The following is a 17,443-nucleotide window of genomic DNA, read 5'->3' as shown; positions in this document are numbered from 1 at the left end:
ACGCACGTCATCCTCATCAGTCGATTTTCCTGCCGATGGGGGCGGATCGCAAAGAACCGGTGCTGCCAAAAAGTCCAAAAGCGCTCCAAGACCGACAAGGCAAAATGCTCGTGGATCGAGGATGGAGCCCCAAAAAACTTTGGCCCGATTTAATGCGCTGCTGCTTTGCTGACACCGGCCGCTTTGACTGAGCTCCGCCAAGGCATCGGCAAGTCTGTTCTTCATAGCCTTAGCCGTGCTTGGTGCCTTTCATACTTGAGCCCGCAAAAACCCGCCCTTGGGTGACACTTCCAGTTCATGCAGCGCCGTCTTCCCGCGTCAGAAATTCAGTGCTCTGTACATGGCTTTGGCCTGCAACCAAGGGAGATCGAACATTTCTGTCTAACGTCTGATTGGCAAAAGCGCCGAGTTCTTGGTTCGTACACGCGAACCGTGGTTAGCCCAGTCTGGGTTTCAAAAACCAAATTTCAACGTAGTTCGAAAATGTCCTTGGAGAGCTTGAGGGGCAGACAGCCTCTCCTGCTGCGCGCATACGCGGCACAAATAGCATCAGCGTCAGCGGACCTTTGCACAGATCACTGCACGGCGCGGATCAGCTTGCGCTCCAGCACGCGCAATACCGTTTTCAAATCATGGCCACGTCGCAAGATCTGTCCATCAACGCCGATCACGGCATACATCCCTTGCCGACCCCGCAATTTGGGACGCTTTTCGATCCGGTACAACGGATTTTCAGCCGTGCGCCGGAATACCGAAAACACCGCAACATCGCGCAGGCATGAAATCCCGTAATCGCGCCACTCTCCGGCAGCGACCATCCGGCCATAAAGCGACAGAATCACTGACAATTCAGCCCTGTGAAACGCAACCTGCGGATTGGGCATCTCTCGGATATTCGACGGCGGAGGCGTGTGTAACGTCATGTCGACAGACTTGCGCGGGTGGGCTGACAATTCAAGAGGCAACAAGTCGATGCTTGAACGGGGTCCCCAATAAGTGCAGCATCGCCGAACAAAAAACCAAATGAGAGCAAGATGACCCCCCAAACCCGTGCCGAAAAATGTGCCGCATTGATGTGGGCAAATGATGCCGCCAGCCAAAAGCTCGGTATGAGTCTCGACGCCATCGCGCCCGGCAGCGCGACCCTGTCCATGCCAGTGCGCGATGAAATGCTGAACGGGCTGGGAATGTGCCACGGCGGCATGATCTTTACGCTGGCCGACAGCGCATTGGCGTTTGCATCCAATAGCTACAACGTGCTGATGGTCGCCCAACAAGTGCAGATCACCTATGTGGCACCCGCAAAGGCGCAAGAAATGCTGACGGCCACGGCATGCGAAATTGTGCGCACAGGCCGGTCCGGCACGTATGATGTCACGATAACCGGCAAGGACGGGCACAAGATCGCACTTCTGCGCGGCCTGACCCGCAGTGTCAAAGGCCAGCATTTCGATGAGGACCCAGAATGAAAGATCTGACGCCCCCCAGAAGCTCACTCGATGCCATCGAGATCGCAAGCCGGGATGAAATCGAAGCTTTGCAGATCGAGCGCCTGAAATGGTCACTGGCCCATGCCTATGAAAACGTACCGCACTACACCGCCAGTTTCGACGCCGCAGGCGTGCATCCGGACGATCTGACATCACTGTCGGATCTCGCCCGGTTTCCCTTTACCGTCAAACAGGATCTCCGGGACAATTACCCGTTCGGCATGTTCGCCGTGCCCCGCGATCAAGTCGCCCGCATTCACGCGTCATCGGGAACAACCGGGCAACCTACCGTTGTCGGCTATACGGCAAACGACCTGCACAACTGGGGCATCGTCATGGGCCGCTCCCTGCGCGCCGCAGGTTTGCAGCGGGGCGACTTGCTGCACAATGCCTATGGGTACGGCCTTTTTACCGGGGGTCTGGGCGTTCATGTCGGTGCGGACGCGCTGGGATTGACGACCGTGCCCGTTTCGGGAGGCATGACACCCCGCCAGGTGCGCCTGATCCAGGATTTCAAACCCAAGGGCATCACAGTCACCCCGTCTTACGCCCTGTCCATTCTGGATGAGTTTCACGCCCAGGGCCTTGATCCGCGTGAAAGCAGCCTTGAGGTCGGTATCTTTGGCGCAGAGCCGTGGACAAATGCAATGCGCCTCGAAATCGAGGATGCCTTCGATATGCACGCGGTCGACGTCTATGGCCTGAGCGAGGTGATGGGCCCCGGCGTGTCGATGGAATGCGTGGAAAGCAAGGACGGCCTGCATATCTGGGAAGATCACTTTTTCCCTGAAATCATCGATCCAGACACCGGCGTTCCGGTCGAGGACGGCGCGTTGGGCGAGCTTGTCTTTACCTCGCTCACCAAAGAAGCGTTTCCCATCATCCGCTATCGCACACGGGATCTGACCCGCCTGTTGCCCGGCACGGCCCGCTCCATGCGCCGCATGGAGAAAGTCACAGGGCGCAGCGACGATATGATTATCCTGCGCGGCGTCAACGTCTTCCCCACCCAGATCGAAGAATGCCTGATGGCCACTCCCGGCCTCGCCCCACATTTCCAGATCGAATTGAGCCGGCCCGACCGGATGGACCAGATGCGCGTGCTCTGCGAAGCGGCCGCGCCGGATATCGGGGAACAAGCCCGCGCGGGCTCCGGCCGTGATCTGGCCGCGCGGATCAAGCAAAGCGTCGGGATCTCCGTTGCAGTCGATGTGGCCCCTGTCGGTGGCGTTGCCCGGTCCGAAGGCAAGGCCGTGCGCATTGTGGATCGGCGATAAGAGCACGGACGTTTTGCAGCAGGCAAGAATTGGTTCATCTTGGCGGCCTGCGCTCAACACACTGTTTTCAAAGATGGAAACCGGCTGCAGACATTGATATGAACCCCAGAGATCACCCCCTCAATCCGGTGATCGCCGGTCGCCCAGCAGCTTGTTTCTTGCTTCGGTGATCTGGGCCGTCAATGCAGCTGAGCCGCCGCGGTCGGGATGAACCCGCTTGATGAGCCTGTGATAAGCCTCCCGGATTTCTTCTGCGCTCGATCCTTCCTCAAGTCCCAACAACCTGAACGCCTCGTCCCGGCTCAGTTTTTCCGAAAGTGGCGATGCGGCCTCGTCGCGCGTCGTGCGCTCCTCCATATGATCGCGCCAGTCTGGATGGGCGCTGTCGAGGAACGTCTCCAAAAGCTTCACGGTATCAGCGTCCGCTTGAATTTCGATGTAAAACCTGAGGAGATCTTGTCGCTCCAGGTCTGACAGGATCTGACCTTGGAGGTTCCCGGTCAATATGCGCCCGTCAATGACCCCCGTTTCGTGGTCGAGGGACATTTCCAGATGCGCGGAACGCACTTGGGAGGTTTGCTTCGGCGATTTCGCCGCCGTTCTGGCGTTCCTTGGCGACAGAAGAGCAAATCCAAGCATGAAGAGCGGAATTGCAAATACGACCAGACGAACGACGAGCAACCAGAGGCCGACCGTGATCAAAGCTACGCCAAACGAATTCTGAGACAGTGACGGGAAAAAATAGCGCAGCGCGCTCCGAACAATCCAAAAGGAAACCCCAAAACCAACAGCACCTGCGACAAAGGTCAGTATCGGTTGCATCAGCGCAAATCAGCAAGAAGCCGTTTCGATGTGGCGTCACCTTTCACTTCCAGTGCTTTGCGCCCGCCCGCCGCATATGTTGCCACTGCCGCGAGCAATGCCTTCAAGTCCTCTGCCGAGTTTCTGTCGAAGGGCAAATAGACGCCCCCGGTCAGCCTCGCAATCTCGCGAAATGCCGTTTCGGCATGGGCGTCCCGTCCATCGTGAAACACAAATGCCTTGACCCCGCGCAGGCCCAGTTCACCAGCGATCCCGCACAATTCATCAATGTTTTCCTCCACGCAATCGCCGACGTAGACCAACGCCGCCAAGGGTTGTTTCTCGGCTTCCTTCTTTGCATGCGAAAGCACTTTTGCGATTTGCGTCAGACCGCCTCGGCAATCGATTTTTTCCATCAAAACGCGCAGACTTTCGGCGTTGTTGACCCAGCGAGAAGCCCTGGATTCCTTGTGACCACGAAAGTAGACGAGCTGCACCGACAAATTGCCAACCGACGCAGCGGCGGAGAACATTTCACCTTGCAGGGAGCAGGCGATGTCCCACGTCGCTTGGCGGCTCATGGTTGCATCAAGGGCGAATATCATCCGCCCCCGCGCTGCATCTTGCGCCGGCGCAAGCTGTTTGGCCTGTTGCAGAAAAGCACTGATCTCGGACCCGCTTGATTGCGAGCGGGCTGTGAGGTTCTTTTCGACCTGTGTTGAAATTTTTGTCTTTTTCATGGCCATATTCTGCTGTCGTCGCACGTGACTTGCGTGGCGGTCAAATTCAGTTCCAATGTAGAACCAATTGCTGTCGGCTATGACTATGGTAGCGCAACTGGCCTGACGGGCAATCCATTTTGGCTTTCGGCTTTGAACCACTTGATTTGCGGCAGGCGGTCAGTGCTGAATGGCTCACGCTCATCAAACCGGATGAGATTATGAGCTCTCCTTGCTGGCCGAGCGAAGATCAGATGACGGGGCGGCAGCCGTATTTTCCAAGGAACCATGGCGCGCCCTTGGAAGATGCCAGCGTGAGATTGACAGCGGCGTCGTTGAACACATCGTAGAGCGCAGCAATATCCTCGAGCCGAAACCGGATCATTCCTAGTATCACTCAGTTTGTCATGCGATGTAAGGCCAATGGAAGTTTTCATCGCATTGTTCCGCCTGTCGTTAGATCAATCATTTGCCCGGCTTGACGAAGACGCGTAAGATGTAAGCGGTACTGTTCGTTCCGCATTCCACACCACAACAATGTCGTACAAGGTCAGATTGACCATGTTCCGGTTCCTGCGATCAGAGTTGGCAAATGACCAATGGTTGACAGGAATATGCAAAATTGGGCCGCCGCATCGGGGCGGACATCACGTTTCGATTTCAAAAGGTAAACACGATGCTGTCAGTCCATTCCATGCCTGATGCGTTTAGCGCCGGAGAATGCGAACGCATTATCCAAGCCATCTCCAGGTCTCCGGCTGAGGAAGCACTGCTTGTCGGCCAGCGCCAAGACCACAATCTGCGCAACGCCGAATTGGTGTGGATGGACAACGTCGACGGCATGGGATGGGTAATGGAGCGACTGATCGACCTTGTCCGCACATCCAACGTCAAGCAGTTTGATTTCGATCTGCGCGAGTTTGCAGAAAGCCCGCAGATCGCCAGTTACAAGGACACTGACGGGGGCCACTTCGCCTGGCATTCGGATATCGGCGACGGTCCGGTTGCCCGGAAACGCAAGCTCACGCTGGTCTTACAACTCAGCGAACCTGGCTCCTATGATGGTGGCGACCTGGAAGTCATGCCCAGCGCTCAGGTGTTGGCCGTTAACCGGGCGCAGGGGTGTGTCAGTATTTTTCCCAGCTTCACATTGCACCGTGTGACGACGGTCAAACGTGGCACACGACATTCCATGACAGTCTGGGCACATGGCCCGGCTTTTCGGTAAGGTCGGTAAGACCGTCAAATACACTCGAGCAAGAGTTTGGTCGTATTCTCCCTGGTCATCTCGATCGGATTGCCGCCCGTGCTCGGATCGGACAAGGCACCCACGACGATCCGGTCAATGTCAGGATCTTTCACACCCAATTCCGTCAGTGTCCTGGGGATACCGAGGGATGCGTTCAATGCGTCGACATAGGCGCAAAACCCGTCAAACCCGCCAGAAATATCCAGGTAATTCGCGGCCTTGCCGATCACCTCAGTAATCGCCGGTTTGTTGAATTGCAGCACGGCAGGCATGCACACGGCGTTGGTCGTCCCGTGATGCGTGTGATACATCGCACCGATGGGATGGGACAGCGCATGGATCGCCCCGAGGCCCTTCTGAAAGGCAGTGGCCCCCATCGCGGCCGCCGACATCATCTGCGCGCGCGCTTCGATATCGGTGCCATCTGCATAGGCGCGGGGCAAGTAGTCCTTGACCAAGCGCATGCCCTCAAGCGCGATCCCTTGGGACATCGGGTGATAATGCGGAGAACAGAATGCCTCGACACAATGGGCGAACGCATCAAGCCCGGTTCCTGCGGTGATGAAGCGGGGCATGCCGACGGTCAATTCCGGATCGCAAATCACAACCGTCGGCAGGAATTTTGGGTGGAAAATGATCTTCTTTTCTTCGGTCACCGAATTGGTGATGACCGACGCGCGGCCGACCTCAGACCCTGTTCCGGCGGTTGTTGGCACCGCTACAATCGGCGCGATGGCGTCTGCGTCGGCGCGGGTCCACCAGTCACCGATATCCTCGAAATCCCAAAGCGGGCGGGTTTGTCCGGCCAGGAACGCCACCAGCTTGCCCAGATCGAGGCCGGAGCCGCCGCCAAACGCGACCACGCCGTCATGGCCACCCTCCTGAAAGGCTTTCACCCCGGCTTCGGCGTTTTTCTCGTTCGGGTTCGGGTCAACATCGGCAAAGATCGCACGGCCCAACCCTGCCGCTTCCAACAGATCGAGGGTTTTCGTCGTGATCGCCATGTCGGCCAGACCGCGATCGGTGATCAACAGCGGTTTTTTGATACCGGCAACGGCGCAGGCCTCCGCAATCTCGGCAATGCGGCCAGCGCCGAAACGTATGGCTGTGGGATAGGACCAATTGGCAGTGATGCTCATGGATTCAGGCTTTCTTGAGGTGATATGATTTGGGGCGGGTCAGGTTGTGATAACCGATCACGGACAGGCCGCCCCCGCGACCGGTGTCCTTGCAGCCCGTCCAGCACAGCCCCGGATCAAGATAATCGGCCCGGTTCATGAACACAGTGCCCGTTTCGATCTGATCGGCGATGGCTTCGGCGCGGGCCGCGTCTTGGGTCCAAAGCGAGGCGGTCAGGCCAAAGTCGCTGTCATTCATCAGATCGATAGCTTCGGCATCGTTCTTCACGGACATGATCCCAACGACAGGGCCAAAGCTTTCTTCGCGCATCACACGCATGTCGTGGGTCACGTTTGTCAGGATTTGCGGCATCAGGTATGCGCCGCCATCCTCGGGAAAACTGGCCGGATCGATATGTGCCTTGGCTCCTGCCGAGACCGCATCAGCAGTTTGCGCGCGGACGGCGTCGGCAAAACGTACGTGTGCCATCGGGCCAAGGGTTGTTTCGGGGTCCAGAGGATTGCCCAGCTTGTAACCGTTCACGATCGCCACGGCCTTGTCGACGAAAGCATCGAACAGGTTCTCATTCACGTAAATCCGTTCGATCCCGCAGCAGCACTGCCCGGAGTTGAACATCGCCCCGTCAATCAGCGTATCGACGGCAGCCTCAAGGTTCGCGTCCTCCATGACATAGCCGGGGTCTTTCCCGCCAAGCTCGAGACCGATGCCGGTAAACGTACCACTGGCAGCCGCCTCCATCGCCTTGCCACCGCCGACCGAGCCCGTGAAGTTCACGAACCCGAACGCGCGATCCGCGATCAAGGAGGATGTGGTTTCGTGATCCAGAAACACGTTCTGAAACACGTCTTCGGGGATGCCCGCCGCATGGAACGCCTGTGCCATCCGTTCGCCCACCAGAGGCGTTTGCGAGGCATGTTTCAGAATCACCGCGTTGCCTGCAATCAGCGCAGGCGCGACCGTATTGATTGCCGTCATGTAAGGATAGTTCCAAGGGGCCACGACCAGGACCAGCCCGTGCGGCACCCGCTTGATCACGCGGCGAAATTGGTCACTGTCCTCGACGATGATCGGGGCCAAAGCGGCCTCTGCGATCTCGGCCATATAGGTTGCGCGTTCTTTGAAACCGCCGAATTCCCCGCCGTACCGGATGGGGCGGCCCATTTGCCACGCGATCTCCGGCACGATGTCATCATTCATCGCGCCTACGGCGGCAACACCGGCTTGCACCAGTGCGATCCGCTCGGCCAAGGAACGCGCGGCCCAAGCGGTTTGGGCTACCTTGGCGCGCGCGACAGCGGCGTCCGCGTCTCTGTGCGAGAGTGTTTCGCGCGTGGCATAGACCGACCCGTCGATGGGCGAAATACAGGTGATCGTCATGGTCGTTAAGCCCTTTCAAAGCCGCGCGCGATTTCCCAATCGGTAACGACGCGGTCAAATTCTTCCTGCTCCCATTCCGCGGCACGGGTGTAGTGATCGACGACATCATCGCCCAGCGCTTCGCGCAGAAACGCTGACCCGCGCAGGGTTTCCGTCGCCGCGCGCAGGGTTTGCGGGATATCCTGTGCTTTCGCGTCTTCGTACACGTCGCCTGTCGTGGCGGGCGGCAATTCCATCTTGTCCTCGATGCCCTTGATCCCTGCCGCCAGCATCGCAGCTTGTGCAAGGTACGGGTTCAGGTCAGACCCGCCAATCCGGCATTCCACGCGCACGCCCTTGGTGTTCTCGCCGCACAACCGAAAACCAGCCGTCCGATTGTCGACCGACCAGACGGTTTTGGTGGGCGCGAATGTCCCCTTCGCAAAGCGTTTGTAGCTGTTGATGTAAGGGGCCAGAAAATAGGTATAATCGGGCGCGTAATTGATCAGACCAGCCATGTAGTGGCGCATCACCGCCGACATCCCGTACTTGGCGGATGGGTCATAAAATACAGCCTCACCGTCTTTCCACAACGACTGGTGGACATGGCTGGATGAACCAACGCGATCCTTGTGCCACTTGGGCAGGAAAGTGGCCGCGCGGCCGTTTTGCCATGCGATTTCCTTGATCGCATGCTTGGCAATCGAATGATGATCGGCGCAATCCAATGCCCCGGCATAACGAATGTTCAACTCTTCCTGACCCGCCTCGGCCTCGCCCTTTGAGTTTTCGATCGGCAGGCCTGCGGCAAAGAGGTGGTTGCGGATCGGGCGCATGACGCCTTCTTCCTTGGTAGTCTGCAAGATGTGGTAGTCTTCGTTGTAGCCGCTGATTGGTTCCAGAGTGCGAAAGCCATCCTTGCGGATGTCATCAAAGCTCTGTTCGAACAAAAAGAACTCAAGCTCCGTCGCCATTTTCGCCTCGAACCCCAAGGCTTCAAGGTGGGCGATTTGTTTCTTCAGGATCGCGCGGGGAGAATGGGGGATGGGCTTGTGATCGTGGTGATCGAGGATATCGCAGAGCACCATCGCGGTGCCGTCCAGCCACGGGACGGGCCGAACCGTGGCCAGATCAGGCTTCATTACATAATCACCATATCCCGTTCGCCAACTGGTCGAGGCATAGCCATCGGGCGTGGCCATCTCCAGATCAGTGGCCAGCAGGTAATTGCAGCAATGGGTTTCCTCGAACGAGGTTTCCACAAAATTCGCACCATGAAAGCGCTTGCCCATCAAGCGACCCTGCATATCCACAAAGCAGGCCAGAACGGTGTCAATCGATCCGTCCGCAACGCTGGCCTTCAGGTCTTCAAAGCTCATTAATCCGGGCATGTCTGTTCATCTTTCTGTCAAGAGATTGGGGGCAACCGATAGCTGCCCCCAAAAGGATGTCTGGCCTTAACCGTAGCGGTACGGACGGCCTGCTTTGACCATATCGGCGTTGTACTGCTTGAAGATATCGACAACCCGGCGTTTCACATCGGATTCTGCCGCGATCTCTTCCCAGAACATTTGTGCTGCGGCCTCTACTGTTGCCCATTCCTCATCCGGAATGGTCGTCAACTCCAGTTTGGTACCATTGACGCGCAGGTTGGCTTCGCCGCCCCAATACCACCACTGACGATAATAATGCGACTGGTCACAACAGACGCGGAACAGGGTTTGCAGGTCGTCTGGCAACTCGTTCCAGCGTTCCATATTGGCAAAGAAGGACCCCGCCCATGCGCCGGAAATGTTGTTGGTCAGGAAATAGTTTGTCACATCCGCCCAGCCGACGGTGTAGTCCTCGGTGATGCCTGACCACGCAATCCCGTCCAACTCGCCCGTTTGCACGGCAACTTCGATGTCTTCCCAAGGCAGATTCACTGGAACCACCCCAAACTGCGACATGAAGCGGCCCGCTGTCGGGAAAGTAAAGATGCGCTTGCCTTCAAGGTCGGCCAGGCTGCGGATCGGGTCTTTGGTCGCGAAATGACATGGATCCCATGCCCCGGCAGAGATGTGTTTGACGCCCACCTTGGAATATTCTTCGTCCCAAATCTCGTTCAGGCCGTATTGGTTGAACAAGACCGGCACATCGAGCGAATAGCGCGAGCCAAAGGGGAAGTATCCGCCAAAGACGGTGACTTCGGTGGGGGATGCCATTGAATCGTCATCCGATTGCACCGCGTCAATCGTACCGCGCTGCATCGCCTGAAACAGCTCGCCCGTCGGAACCAGCTGATCGGCGAAGAACAGTTCGATCTGCATGCGATCGCCTGCGATCTTGTTGAACATCTCGATCGCCGGAACGATCACTTCTGCGGCCAATGCGGGCCCGGCATAGGTTTGCATGCGCCATTTGATCGTGTTTTGCGCCAATGCAGGCGTCGCCAGCGCCGCCGCCGGAACGACGGCCGCCCCCTGAATAAATTTACGTCTTGAAGTCATGTCTTCTCTCCTTGGTTGGGTAGTGAGCGCGGTTGGGTCCGCACTTTGAAATTACTCTGGTCTCAATTCGGCGGTCTTGACGTCGAACCGCATCGTCGTTGCCTTGCGAAAGCCAAAGATGCGCGAAAATGGCCCAAGTTTGATGTCGCCCGTCGGCACGAACCCGCGCCGCTCATAGAGGCTGCGAGCCCGGGGATTGCTGTCGATCACGTCGAGCCGGACCCATAATTTGCCAAGCTTGCACGCCTGCTGCGTAACCGCATCCAGCAGAGCCGTGCCAACACCATGACCTCGCGCCTGCTCGGTGACGACGATCCCGTCCATCAGCAATGTGTCGCGGTCCAAATCCCGTTCCAGCACGGACAAAAGCACACCGCGCCACAATCCGCCAAACGATCCGTAGGTGCGGCACATGTCCGACAGCTCTCCGCCGATCAACGCGCCGTTTGCGGTTTTGAAACCCGCCATGCCAAGCAGTTTCCCGGCCGGATCGACGGCGGCAATGCCATGGGAGGGGTCCAGAACATGCGCAAAGAATTCCACGGCTTTGGCCTTGGGACCCATGAGCTTGTCCAGCTTGTCAGAAAATGCCTGCCAGAACAGGCCAGCCGCCTCCTGACGGTTGGGTTCAGGAATGGGGCAGAGGATGCTGAATGCGCGCTTACTTTCCATACACGAACTCCGGCAGCCACAGCGCGATCCCCGGAAACACCATCACCAGCGCGAGGGCGCCCACCATGATCAACACGAACGGCGTGATGGAGGAATAGATATCGCGCAGTGAAATCTCGGGCGGGGCCATCGCCCGCATCAGGAACAGATTGTAGCCAAAGGGCGGCGTCATGTAAGCGATCTGAGTCGTGATCGTATAAAGGATCCCGTACCAGATCAGATCGAAACCCAACTCGCCTACCAGCGGCACATAAAGCGGCGCCACGATGACCAGCATCGCCGTGTCGTCCAGAAACGTCCCCATCAGGATAAAGCTCAGCTGCATCAGGATCAGGATCGTCCAGGGGTTGAGGTTCAACCGCTCGGTAAAAACGCTCTCGATCGCTTTTACTGCCCCGAGCCCGTCAAAAACTGCCCCAAATGCGAGGGCCGCAAGGATGATCCACATGAACATGCAGGTGATTCCAAGGGTGTTTCTGACAGAGTTTTCGAATACCTCTTTGGTCATGCGGCCCTTGAGAACAGCCGCCGCAAAAGCGGCCAGCGCCCCGATGGCCGAGCTTTCAACCAGCGACGTCCAACCATTCACGAATGGCACCATCATGGTTGCGAAAATGGCAACGGGCAGCAATCCGGCACGCAGCAGACGCAGTTTTTCCGCCCGTGGGATATTGCGCTCGGCTTCGTCAAGCACAGGCCCCAGAACCGGATTCACCCGGCAGCGCACGATGATGTAGATGATGAACAGCGACGCCATCATCAGCCCCGGAATGACACCTGCCAACCACAACTGCCCCACCGGTTGTCGCGCGATCATCGCGTAAAGCACCAGAACGACGGATGGCGGCACAAGGATGCCAAGGCTCGACCCCGCCTGAATGACCCCCGTGACCATGCGTTTGTCGTACCCCCGCTTCAAAAGCTCGGGCAACGCAATGGTCGATCCGATGGCCATGCCCGCGACGCTCAGCCCGTTCATGGCAGAAATCAACACCATCAGGCCAATCGTCCCGATCGCAAGACCACCGCGCAGGCCTCCCATCCAGACATGGAACATCCGGTACAGATCGTCGGCAATTTTGCTTTCGGACAGCACGTAGCCCATGAAAATGAACATCGGCAGCGTCAGCAGCGGATACCACTTCATCAGCTTCATCGCAGCCGAAAAGCCGATGTCGAAGCCGCCGCGGTCGCCCCAAAGCAGCAAGGCGGCGACCACGGCGATGAACCCGATGGCCCCGAACACGCGCTGGCCCGTCAAAAGCATCAGCATCATCGACGAAAACATGAGCGTTGCGATCAATTCATACGACATCAGATCGCTTCACCCTTCAGGCGCAGAACATCCTTGAGGAGTTCCGAGATGCATTGGAGAAGCATCAGGAACAGGCCCAAGACCATGATTGATTTCACCGGCCACATATACGGGCGCCACGCCGTCGAGGACCGTTCCATCCGACCAACCTCTTCGCTGCCGATCAAGATGCCGCCGAGGAAGGAAAACGGCTCTGCCCCCCAATAACCAAGGGAATAGGCGGTCGAACTGACAGCCCCGTAGAGCAAGACACCAAGATAGAAGATCAGGAACATGACAGTGAACAGATCGAACCACGCCTTTTTGCGCAGTGACCATTCCCCATACAGCAGATCCATGCGCACGTTCGACCCCATCTGGATCGAGTACGGACCGCCGAGGATATAGTAGGCGACCATCACGAATTGCGCCATTTCCAACGTCCAGAGGGTCGGCAGAAAAAACGTCTTGCTGATGGACGACCACAACAGGATCCCCATCAGCACAAAGATGAAATACATGATCATGCGTCCGACACGGTAATTCACCGCATCGACCACCCCGATATAGGCCCGCATCACGCCCGACATTGCACGTCTCCGGGCACGCTGAGATGCGCGCATGCGTCCGCGATCCAATGCGCGATCATTGCGGCCATCGCGCCTTGCTGCGCTGGCGTCTCGATCAGGTCGCTGCGGATTTCGAGCATGACGTTAAGGTGACCGCCTTTGAGGCCATGTTCCTTTAACGTGTGGGTTACCCCGTCTTGTGGTCCGTAAGGCGCATTGCGCTGCACGTTGGCATTGGTGTGCGAGGTTGCGCTTTGCAACATTGTATCGGCCAAACGGGTATCACTGTCGTGCAGGATCCCGATTTCAACCGGTCGATAAACGCCATGATAGACTGGCGTAAAGCTGTGGACCGTCACAAGAACCGCATCTGCGGCCCTTTGCACCACGGATCGGAGGGCTGCTTCAAAGGGGCGGTAATAGGCCTCGGTCCGTACATCACGGTCGGCCTGCGTGAGGCTCTGGTTGCCCGGTATGTCGATGACCTCACTGCGGGCCAACATTGCGTCCGACGCCGTTGGGGGACGATTGCAATCATACACGAGGCGCGAAACGCCGTTGGCAATCAGGGGCGCATCCAGAATTCGGGCCATTCGGGTCGCAACGGCCATTGCGCCCGGATCCCATGCCGCATGACTTGCACGGGCGTCCTCGGACAAACCCAGGTCTTCTAGTTCCGCCGGAATATGATTTGACGCATGTTCGCATACCAGCACAACGGATGATGCGCCCTCAGCATTCACTGACAGAACATAGTTCTTCATTTCTGTGGTCTGGCTTTGCGGCATTCGGCCTCCGTTCACGCAAACGTCTTGCCAAAACCGATTTCTGTCAACATATTTGTGAAATATCACAACACTTATTGTCGGGCTGTTATTTTTTCCATCAAAAGTGAGGCGCGCGCCATGACCGACGTCAATTTGACGATCTCCGATCGCATCCAAAACAAGCTGGACGACCTGACCCGGGCGGAGCGTCAGTTGGCGCATTCGATTTTGGAAAACTATCCGGCTTCCGGGCTCGGGCCGCTCAGCGCTTTGGCCAAGGACGCCGAAGTGTCGGTGCCGACCGTCGCCCGTATGGTCCAGAAACTGGGGTTCAGCGGCTATCCCGAATTTCAGACAGAATTGCGCGAGGAACTGAAGGCCAAGGCCAAGGACCCGATCGCCAAGCACAACACCTGGGCTGACGGTGCCCCTTCAGAGCATATCCTGAACAAATTCACCGACGCGGTGATCGATAACATCCGGCATACGCTGGCCCAGATTGACCCAAAGGATTTCGACACCGCCTGCGCCATGAGTGCCGACACCACACACCATCTCTATATCGTCGGGGGGCGCGTGACCCACACGCTGGCGGAATACCTGTTCCTGCACATGCAGGTCATCCGTCCAAAGATCACGCATATTCAGTCCACCTCGAACGCGTGGCCGCATTATCTTCTGGATGTCAAAGAGGGTGATGTCTTTGTTATTTTCGACATGCGCCGATATGAAAACAACACGTTGAAACTGGCCGAAATGGCCCATGCCAAAGGAGCCAGGTTAATCCTGTTTACCGACCAGTGGCGTTCTCCCGTACATCAACTCGCTGAAATCAGCCTGAGCAGCCGCATCGTCGCCCCCTCTGCCTGGGATTCCGCCGCAACCCCTCTTTTGTTGGTCGAGGCGATGATTTCGGCCGCTCAAAACCTGACTTGGGGCGATACAAAGGATCGCATGGAAGCACTGGAGGACATGTTCGACCAGACGAAACTGTTTCGGAAGTTCACTTAGACAACGCATGGGCGCAAGGCCGGATGCCAGCGCCCGAGGGAAACCGGACGCCGACAGGGCCGGCGCCCCCCGGATATCACGACCGGCAACGCAGCATCTGCTTGATATTTCGGCGGACCAAAGGCAGTGTTATTTTGACCCTTTTCCTTCGCCGCAAGAAAGGAATGATCACTTGCGTTTCCCTTTCTGGCAGGCTGGGACAGGGTCGTTGGTTTTGCATCGGCTTCGAACATCAAATTGAAGGTAATATCCATGTCTGACGTCGGCGCTGCCACAAGGTTTGCCTCTCCAGTTCACTTGCTCAAAGCTTTGCTCCTGGCGTCGCTGATGGCGCTGGCCGGTTGTGCCGGTGGTTTGTCGCAAAGCACGCGGCAGGCGTTGTCGGTTGTCGTCCCACACAAGGTGAACTTCGAGGAACTTCGGTACTACGGCGTCCGGTCCAAATCAGCCTATGACACAGAGGCACAGATCAAACAGGACTATCCCCTGGCGACGCGTGTCCGGACGATCCCCTCCGTGGACGTGCGCTATTTCATAGAAACGGATCATGGCACAAGAACACAGACCGTCTCGGTCCGCGGGACGGCCGAAAAACCGAATATCTGGGAAGATATCGAGATCAAGCTGGTCAATGACGCCATCCTCGGATTGCAACTTCACGGTGGCTTTCAGAAGGATTCGATTGCGGTCTGGAGCGATATGAAACCGTATTTGATCAGTGACTACGATATCAGAATAACCGGTCATTCACTAGGGGCGGCCATTGCCTTGATCCTGGGCGGCTATGCCGACGCCGAAGGATATACAGTGAAAAGGATCGTGAATTTTGGTCAGCCCAAGGTGACCAATTCGGAAATGTCCCCCGAACTGTTCGAAGTCACGACGCGGGTCATAGATGATCGTGATGTCGTACCAATGCTGCCACCGCCCGGCTATATTCCAAAGTACCGTCATGTCGCCGCAGAGGTGATCCTGCGTCCCGGCGCCGACTACATTTATCTTGATGCCCATGACGCCGATCGTGTGTCGATTGCGGACTTCTGGCGTGAATTTTCAGATTTTTCGATAAAAGAGCATTACATGGAAAATTACCTCGCCAACATCGAAAACAAGATCGAGAATGGTGCGACGCAGGTGCCTTATCTCTTTGACGGCATTTAATTGGAACTTCCGTGACTGTCCCGAAGACCACTCCATCGTGTGATCACAAAGAAGGCGGCACTCCTGCAAAGCAGGCCTCAACGACAGATGACGTCATTTGGCAGTTTTGCCGTCACCCTCGCCTTGCCATGGCCACCGGCCCGTCAACTCGAGCTCGAGCGTGAAACTCAGGAATGTTCTCACAATGACGAGCAGGCCAAGCAACAACACGGAATCAACCGTCATTTCAACGGTCACCGTCTGGACGATGTCCGCCGCAATCAGAATCTCAAGCCCCAATATCAAACATCGGCCGAGATTTTGACGATAGGTGCGATATGCCTCCTCAGGCCCCGACGCAAAATACACTTGAATACATTTGAACGTCGCGACCAGCAGGCCAATCACAAGCAAGGCAACGGCGCAGGTTTCGATCGCCAACACCGCAATTTCGAAAACCTCTGTCATTGGTCTGTCGCCCTCTGCTCTCTGTGACGCAGGTGTTCAGGAATGCGCATTCCGAACAGCCCCCGTTTGATCTCTATGCTTCCCAAAACTCCATCGCAAAGGTCAAAAATGCCGGGAGCGGTGACGTGAACGCTAGCTTACCCGAAACCTCGATGCAAATCTTCACCCCGCAGAAAACTCGCCAATCTGGCGGCCACACAAGCTTGTGCGCCCACGCAAGAATACGCGCATTTCCTGAACGTGGACATGGAAGGCAAAACTGTCGATGCAAACGGCGCGACATTGCACCTCATCCAGCGCGCCTTGAACGGAAAGGCGCTTGAACAAACGTCATCACCTCATGGCACAGGCGCGAGATCAGACCGCCCGTTATCTCTTGGATAACAAGGCAAGAGCATTGACACTGGAACGGCGCTTTGCAACCATTTCCGCTCGGAACCTTTAGTGATTTGGCTAGATTGGTATTGGTTTTTGCTGAATTGAAGCCAAAGACACAACCGACCTATCCTCTTCGCCCATGATTAAACCGACATTCCCCAAGTGGCCTGCCATCTGACGCGAAGATCGCCTGATCAGGCCTGCGGATCAAGTATCTTTTACCTCTGAGGGTCTCCGGAGTTGCGGAAACGCCTGAAGGCGGGTGCCTTATGCTTCGAAGCGATGCTGTGCTGGCCCGGAGGCGACGATTTTCAGCCGATGGACAGAGATGTCCTGCCGCGTTCGTTGAGTTTGAGTTGGGAACGCTGTCACGCGCATAGTGGTGGCGCTCGCAGTCGGTGGATGGTGGCAAGGATGGCGCGCACCATTGGGCCTGTGACGGCGACCTCAGCCAGATGGAAGGTGATGGCGCGGGCGTGACGCACCATGCGTGCCCCGATTTTGATCAGCTTGAGTTGCAGGCTGGTCAGCGACCAGCCGGCCATTTCCTCGGGTAGCTCGATGCAGCGCAGGAAGGTGGCTAGGTTGTAGGCCAGCGCGTGCAGTTGCAACCGCACCTCATT

At 57.1% G+C, this 17,443-nt stretch carries 19 protein-coding genes; 5 read left to right on the top strand and 14 right to left on the bottom strand.

Going from position 1 to position 17,443, the window contains the following annotated elements; genetic code table 11:
- Positions 1 to 575: 575 nt before the first annotated feature.
- Positions 576 to 923, bottom strand: a complete 348-nt coding sequence (locus tag LC354_RS01050) for a DUF2794 domain-containing protein (protein ID WP_223420977.1) — start codon at positions 921 to 923, stop codon at positions 576 to 578.
- A 111-nt stretch (positions 924 to 1,034) separates the two neighbouring features.
- On the opposite strand from LC354_RS01050, the gene paaI reads away from it, so the two are divergent.
- Together paaI and paaK are read left to right on the top strand one after the other, a co-directional pair.
- The gene (gene paaI, locus LC354_RS01045; RefSeq protein ID WP_223420976.1) at positions 1,035 to 1,469 is read left to right on the top strand and encodes a hydroxyphenylacetyl-CoA thioesterase PaaI; all 435 of its coding nucleotides are present in this window, start codon (positions 1,035 to 1,037) and stop codon (positions 1,467 to 1,469) included.
- Positions 1,466 to 2,767, top strand: a complete 1,302-nt coding sequence (paaK, locus tag LC354_RS01040; protein ID WP_223420975.1) for a phenylacetate--CoA ligase PaaK — start codon at positions 1,466 to 1,468, stop codon at positions 2,765 to 2,767. The genes paaI and paaK overlap by 4 nt, the downstream gene beginning before the upstream one ends.
- Before the next feature lie 120 nt (positions 2,768 to 2,887).
- Here paaK and LC354_RS01035 read toward each other — a convergent pair whose 3' ends face one another.
- The 3 genes from LC354_RS01035 to LC354_RS27630 all read right to left on the bottom strand — a co-directional run bounded on the left by LC354_RS01035 (position 2,888) and on the right by LC354_RS27630 (position 4,672).
- The gene (locus LC354_RS01035; protein ID WP_223420974.1) at positions 2,888 to 3,589 is read right to left on the bottom strand and encodes a J domain-containing protein; all 702 of its coding nucleotides are present in this window, start codon (positions 3,587 to 3,589) and stop codon (positions 2,888 to 2,890) included.
- A complete protein-coding gene (locus tag LC354_RS01030; protein ID WP_223420973.1) occupies positions 3,589 to 4,308 on the bottom strand; it encodes a vWA domain-containing protein in 720 nt (239 codons plus the stop codon). Before LC354_RS01030 ends, LC354_RS01035 begins: the two co-directional genes overlap by 1 nt.
- 229 nt (positions 4,309 to 4,537) lie before the next feature.
- The gene (locus LC354_RS27630) at positions 4,538 to 4,672 is read right to left on the bottom strand and encodes a hypothetical protein (RefSeq protein WP_263289263.1); all 135 of its coding nucleotides are present in this window, start codon (positions 4,670 to 4,672) and stop codon (positions 4,538 to 4,540) included.
- A gap of 291 nt (positions 4,673 to 4,963) precedes the next feature.
- Here LC354_RS27630 and LC354_RS01025 point away from each other — a divergent pair, with 291 nt between their 5' ends.
- Complete coding sequence (locus LC354_RS01025) at positions 4,964 to 5,515, top strand: 2OG-Fe(II) oxygenase (RefSeq protein ID WP_223421077.1); 552 nt, start codon at positions 4,964 to 4,966, stop codon at positions 5,513 to 5,515.
- Positions 5,516 to 5,529: 14 nt separating this feature from the next.
- Here the strand turns inward: LC354_RS01025 and LC354_RS01020 are convergent, their stop codons facing one another.
- The 8 genes from LC354_RS01020 to LC354_RS00985 all read right to left on the bottom strand — a co-directional run bounded on the left by LC354_RS01020 (position 5,530) and on the right by LC354_RS00985 (position 13,844).
- Positions 5,530 to 6,675, bottom strand: coding sequence for an iron-containing alcohol dehydrogenase (locus tag LC354_RS01020; protein WP_223420971.1), 1,146 nt, complete (start codon positions 6,673 to 6,675; stop codon positions 5,530 to 5,532).
- 4 nt (positions 6,676 to 6,679) lie between these two features.
- Positions 6,680 to 8,053, bottom strand: coding sequence for an aldehyde dehydrogenase family protein (locus tag LC354_RS01015; protein ID WP_223420969.1), 1,374 nt, complete (start codon positions 8,051 to 8,053; stop codon positions 6,680 to 6,682).
- 5 nt (positions 8,054 to 8,058) lie between these two features.
- Positions 8,059 to 9,423, bottom strand: coding sequence for a glutamine synthetase family protein (locus LC354_RS01010; RefSeq protein WP_223420968.1), 1,365 nt, complete (start codon positions 9,421 to 9,423; stop codon positions 8,059 to 8,061).
- A 66-nt stretch (positions 9,424 to 9,489) separates the two neighbouring features.
- Positions 9,490 to 10,521: a TRAP transporter substrate-binding protein gene (locus LC354_RS01005; RefSeq protein ID WP_223420966.1), complete on the bottom strand. Its 1,032-nt coding sequence runs from the start codon at positions 10,519 to 10,521 to the stop codon at positions 9,490 to 9,492.
- Between the two features lie 51 nt (positions 10,522 to 10,572).
- Positions 10,573 to 11,193, bottom strand: coding sequence for a GNAT family N-acetyltransferase (locus LC354_RS01000; RefSeq protein ID WP_223420964.1), 621 nt, complete (start codon positions 11,191 to 11,193; stop codon positions 10,573 to 10,575).
- The gene (locus LC354_RS00995; protein ID WP_223420962.1) at positions 11,183 to 12,508 is read right to left on the bottom strand and encodes a TRAP transporter large permease; all 1,326 of its coding nucleotides are present in this window, start codon (positions 12,506 to 12,508) and stop codon (positions 11,183 to 11,185) included. The genes LC354_RS01000 and LC354_RS00995 overlap by 11 nt, the downstream gene beginning before the upstream one ends.
- Positions 12,508 to 13,077 (bottom strand): TRAP transporter small permease subunit, encoded by a 570-nt coding sequence (locus LC354_RS00990; RefSeq protein ID WP_223420961.1) that lies wholly within the window; start codon positions 13,075 to 13,077, stop codon positions 12,508 to 12,510. The genes LC354_RS00995 and LC354_RS00990 overlap by 1 nt, the downstream gene beginning before the upstream one ends.
- Complete coding sequence (locus LC354_RS00985; protein WP_223420960.1) at positions 13,065 to 13,844, bottom strand: N-formylglutamate amidohydrolase; 780 nt, start codon at positions 13,842 to 13,844, stop codon at positions 13,065 to 13,067. Before LC354_RS00985 ends, LC354_RS00990 begins: the two co-directional genes overlap by 13 nt.
- A 117-nt stretch (positions 13,845 to 13,961) precedes the next feature.
- Between LC354_RS00985 and LC354_RS00980 the strand changes: the two genes are divergently transcribed.
- The gene (locus tag LC354_RS00980) at positions 13,962 to 14,834 is read left to right on the top strand and encodes a MurR/RpiR family transcriptional regulator (protein WP_223420957.1); all 873 of its coding nucleotides are present in this window, start codon (positions 13,962 to 13,964) and stop codon (positions 14,832 to 14,834) included.
- 252 nt (positions 14,835 to 15,086) lie between these two features.
- A complete protein-coding gene (locus LC354_RS00975; RefSeq protein ID WP_223420956.1) occupies positions 15,087 to 15,995 on the top strand; it encodes a lipase family protein in 909 nt (302 codons plus the stop codon).
- A 93-nt stretch (positions 15,996 to 16,088) separates the two neighbouring features.
- On the opposite strand, the gene LC354_RS00970 is transcribed toward LC354_RS00975, so the two are convergent.
- Together LC354_RS00970 and LC354_RS00965 are read right to left on the bottom strand one after the other, a co-directional pair.
- Entirely contained in the window at positions 16,089 to 16,415 is a 327-nt protein-coding gene (locus LC354_RS00970; protein ID WP_223420954.1) for a DUF1622 domain-containing protein, read from the bottom strand.
- A 773-nt stretch (positions 16,416 to 17,188) separates the two neighbouring features.
- Positions 17,189 to 17,443 (bottom strand): transposase (locus LC354_RS00965; RefSeq protein WP_223420952.1); only part of this gene is annotated, 255 nt, incomplete at its 5' end.

It is taken from the genome of Tateyamaria pelophila, from assembly GCF_019966495.1.
GTDB classification, from domain to species: domain Bacteria; phylum Pseudomonadota; class Alphaproteobacteria; order Rhodobacterales; family Rhodobacteraceae; genus Tateyamaria; species Tateyamaria pelophila.
Note: the sequence above shows the minus strand (reverse complement) of the source record. Positions and strands in the feature narration are given on the sequence as shown.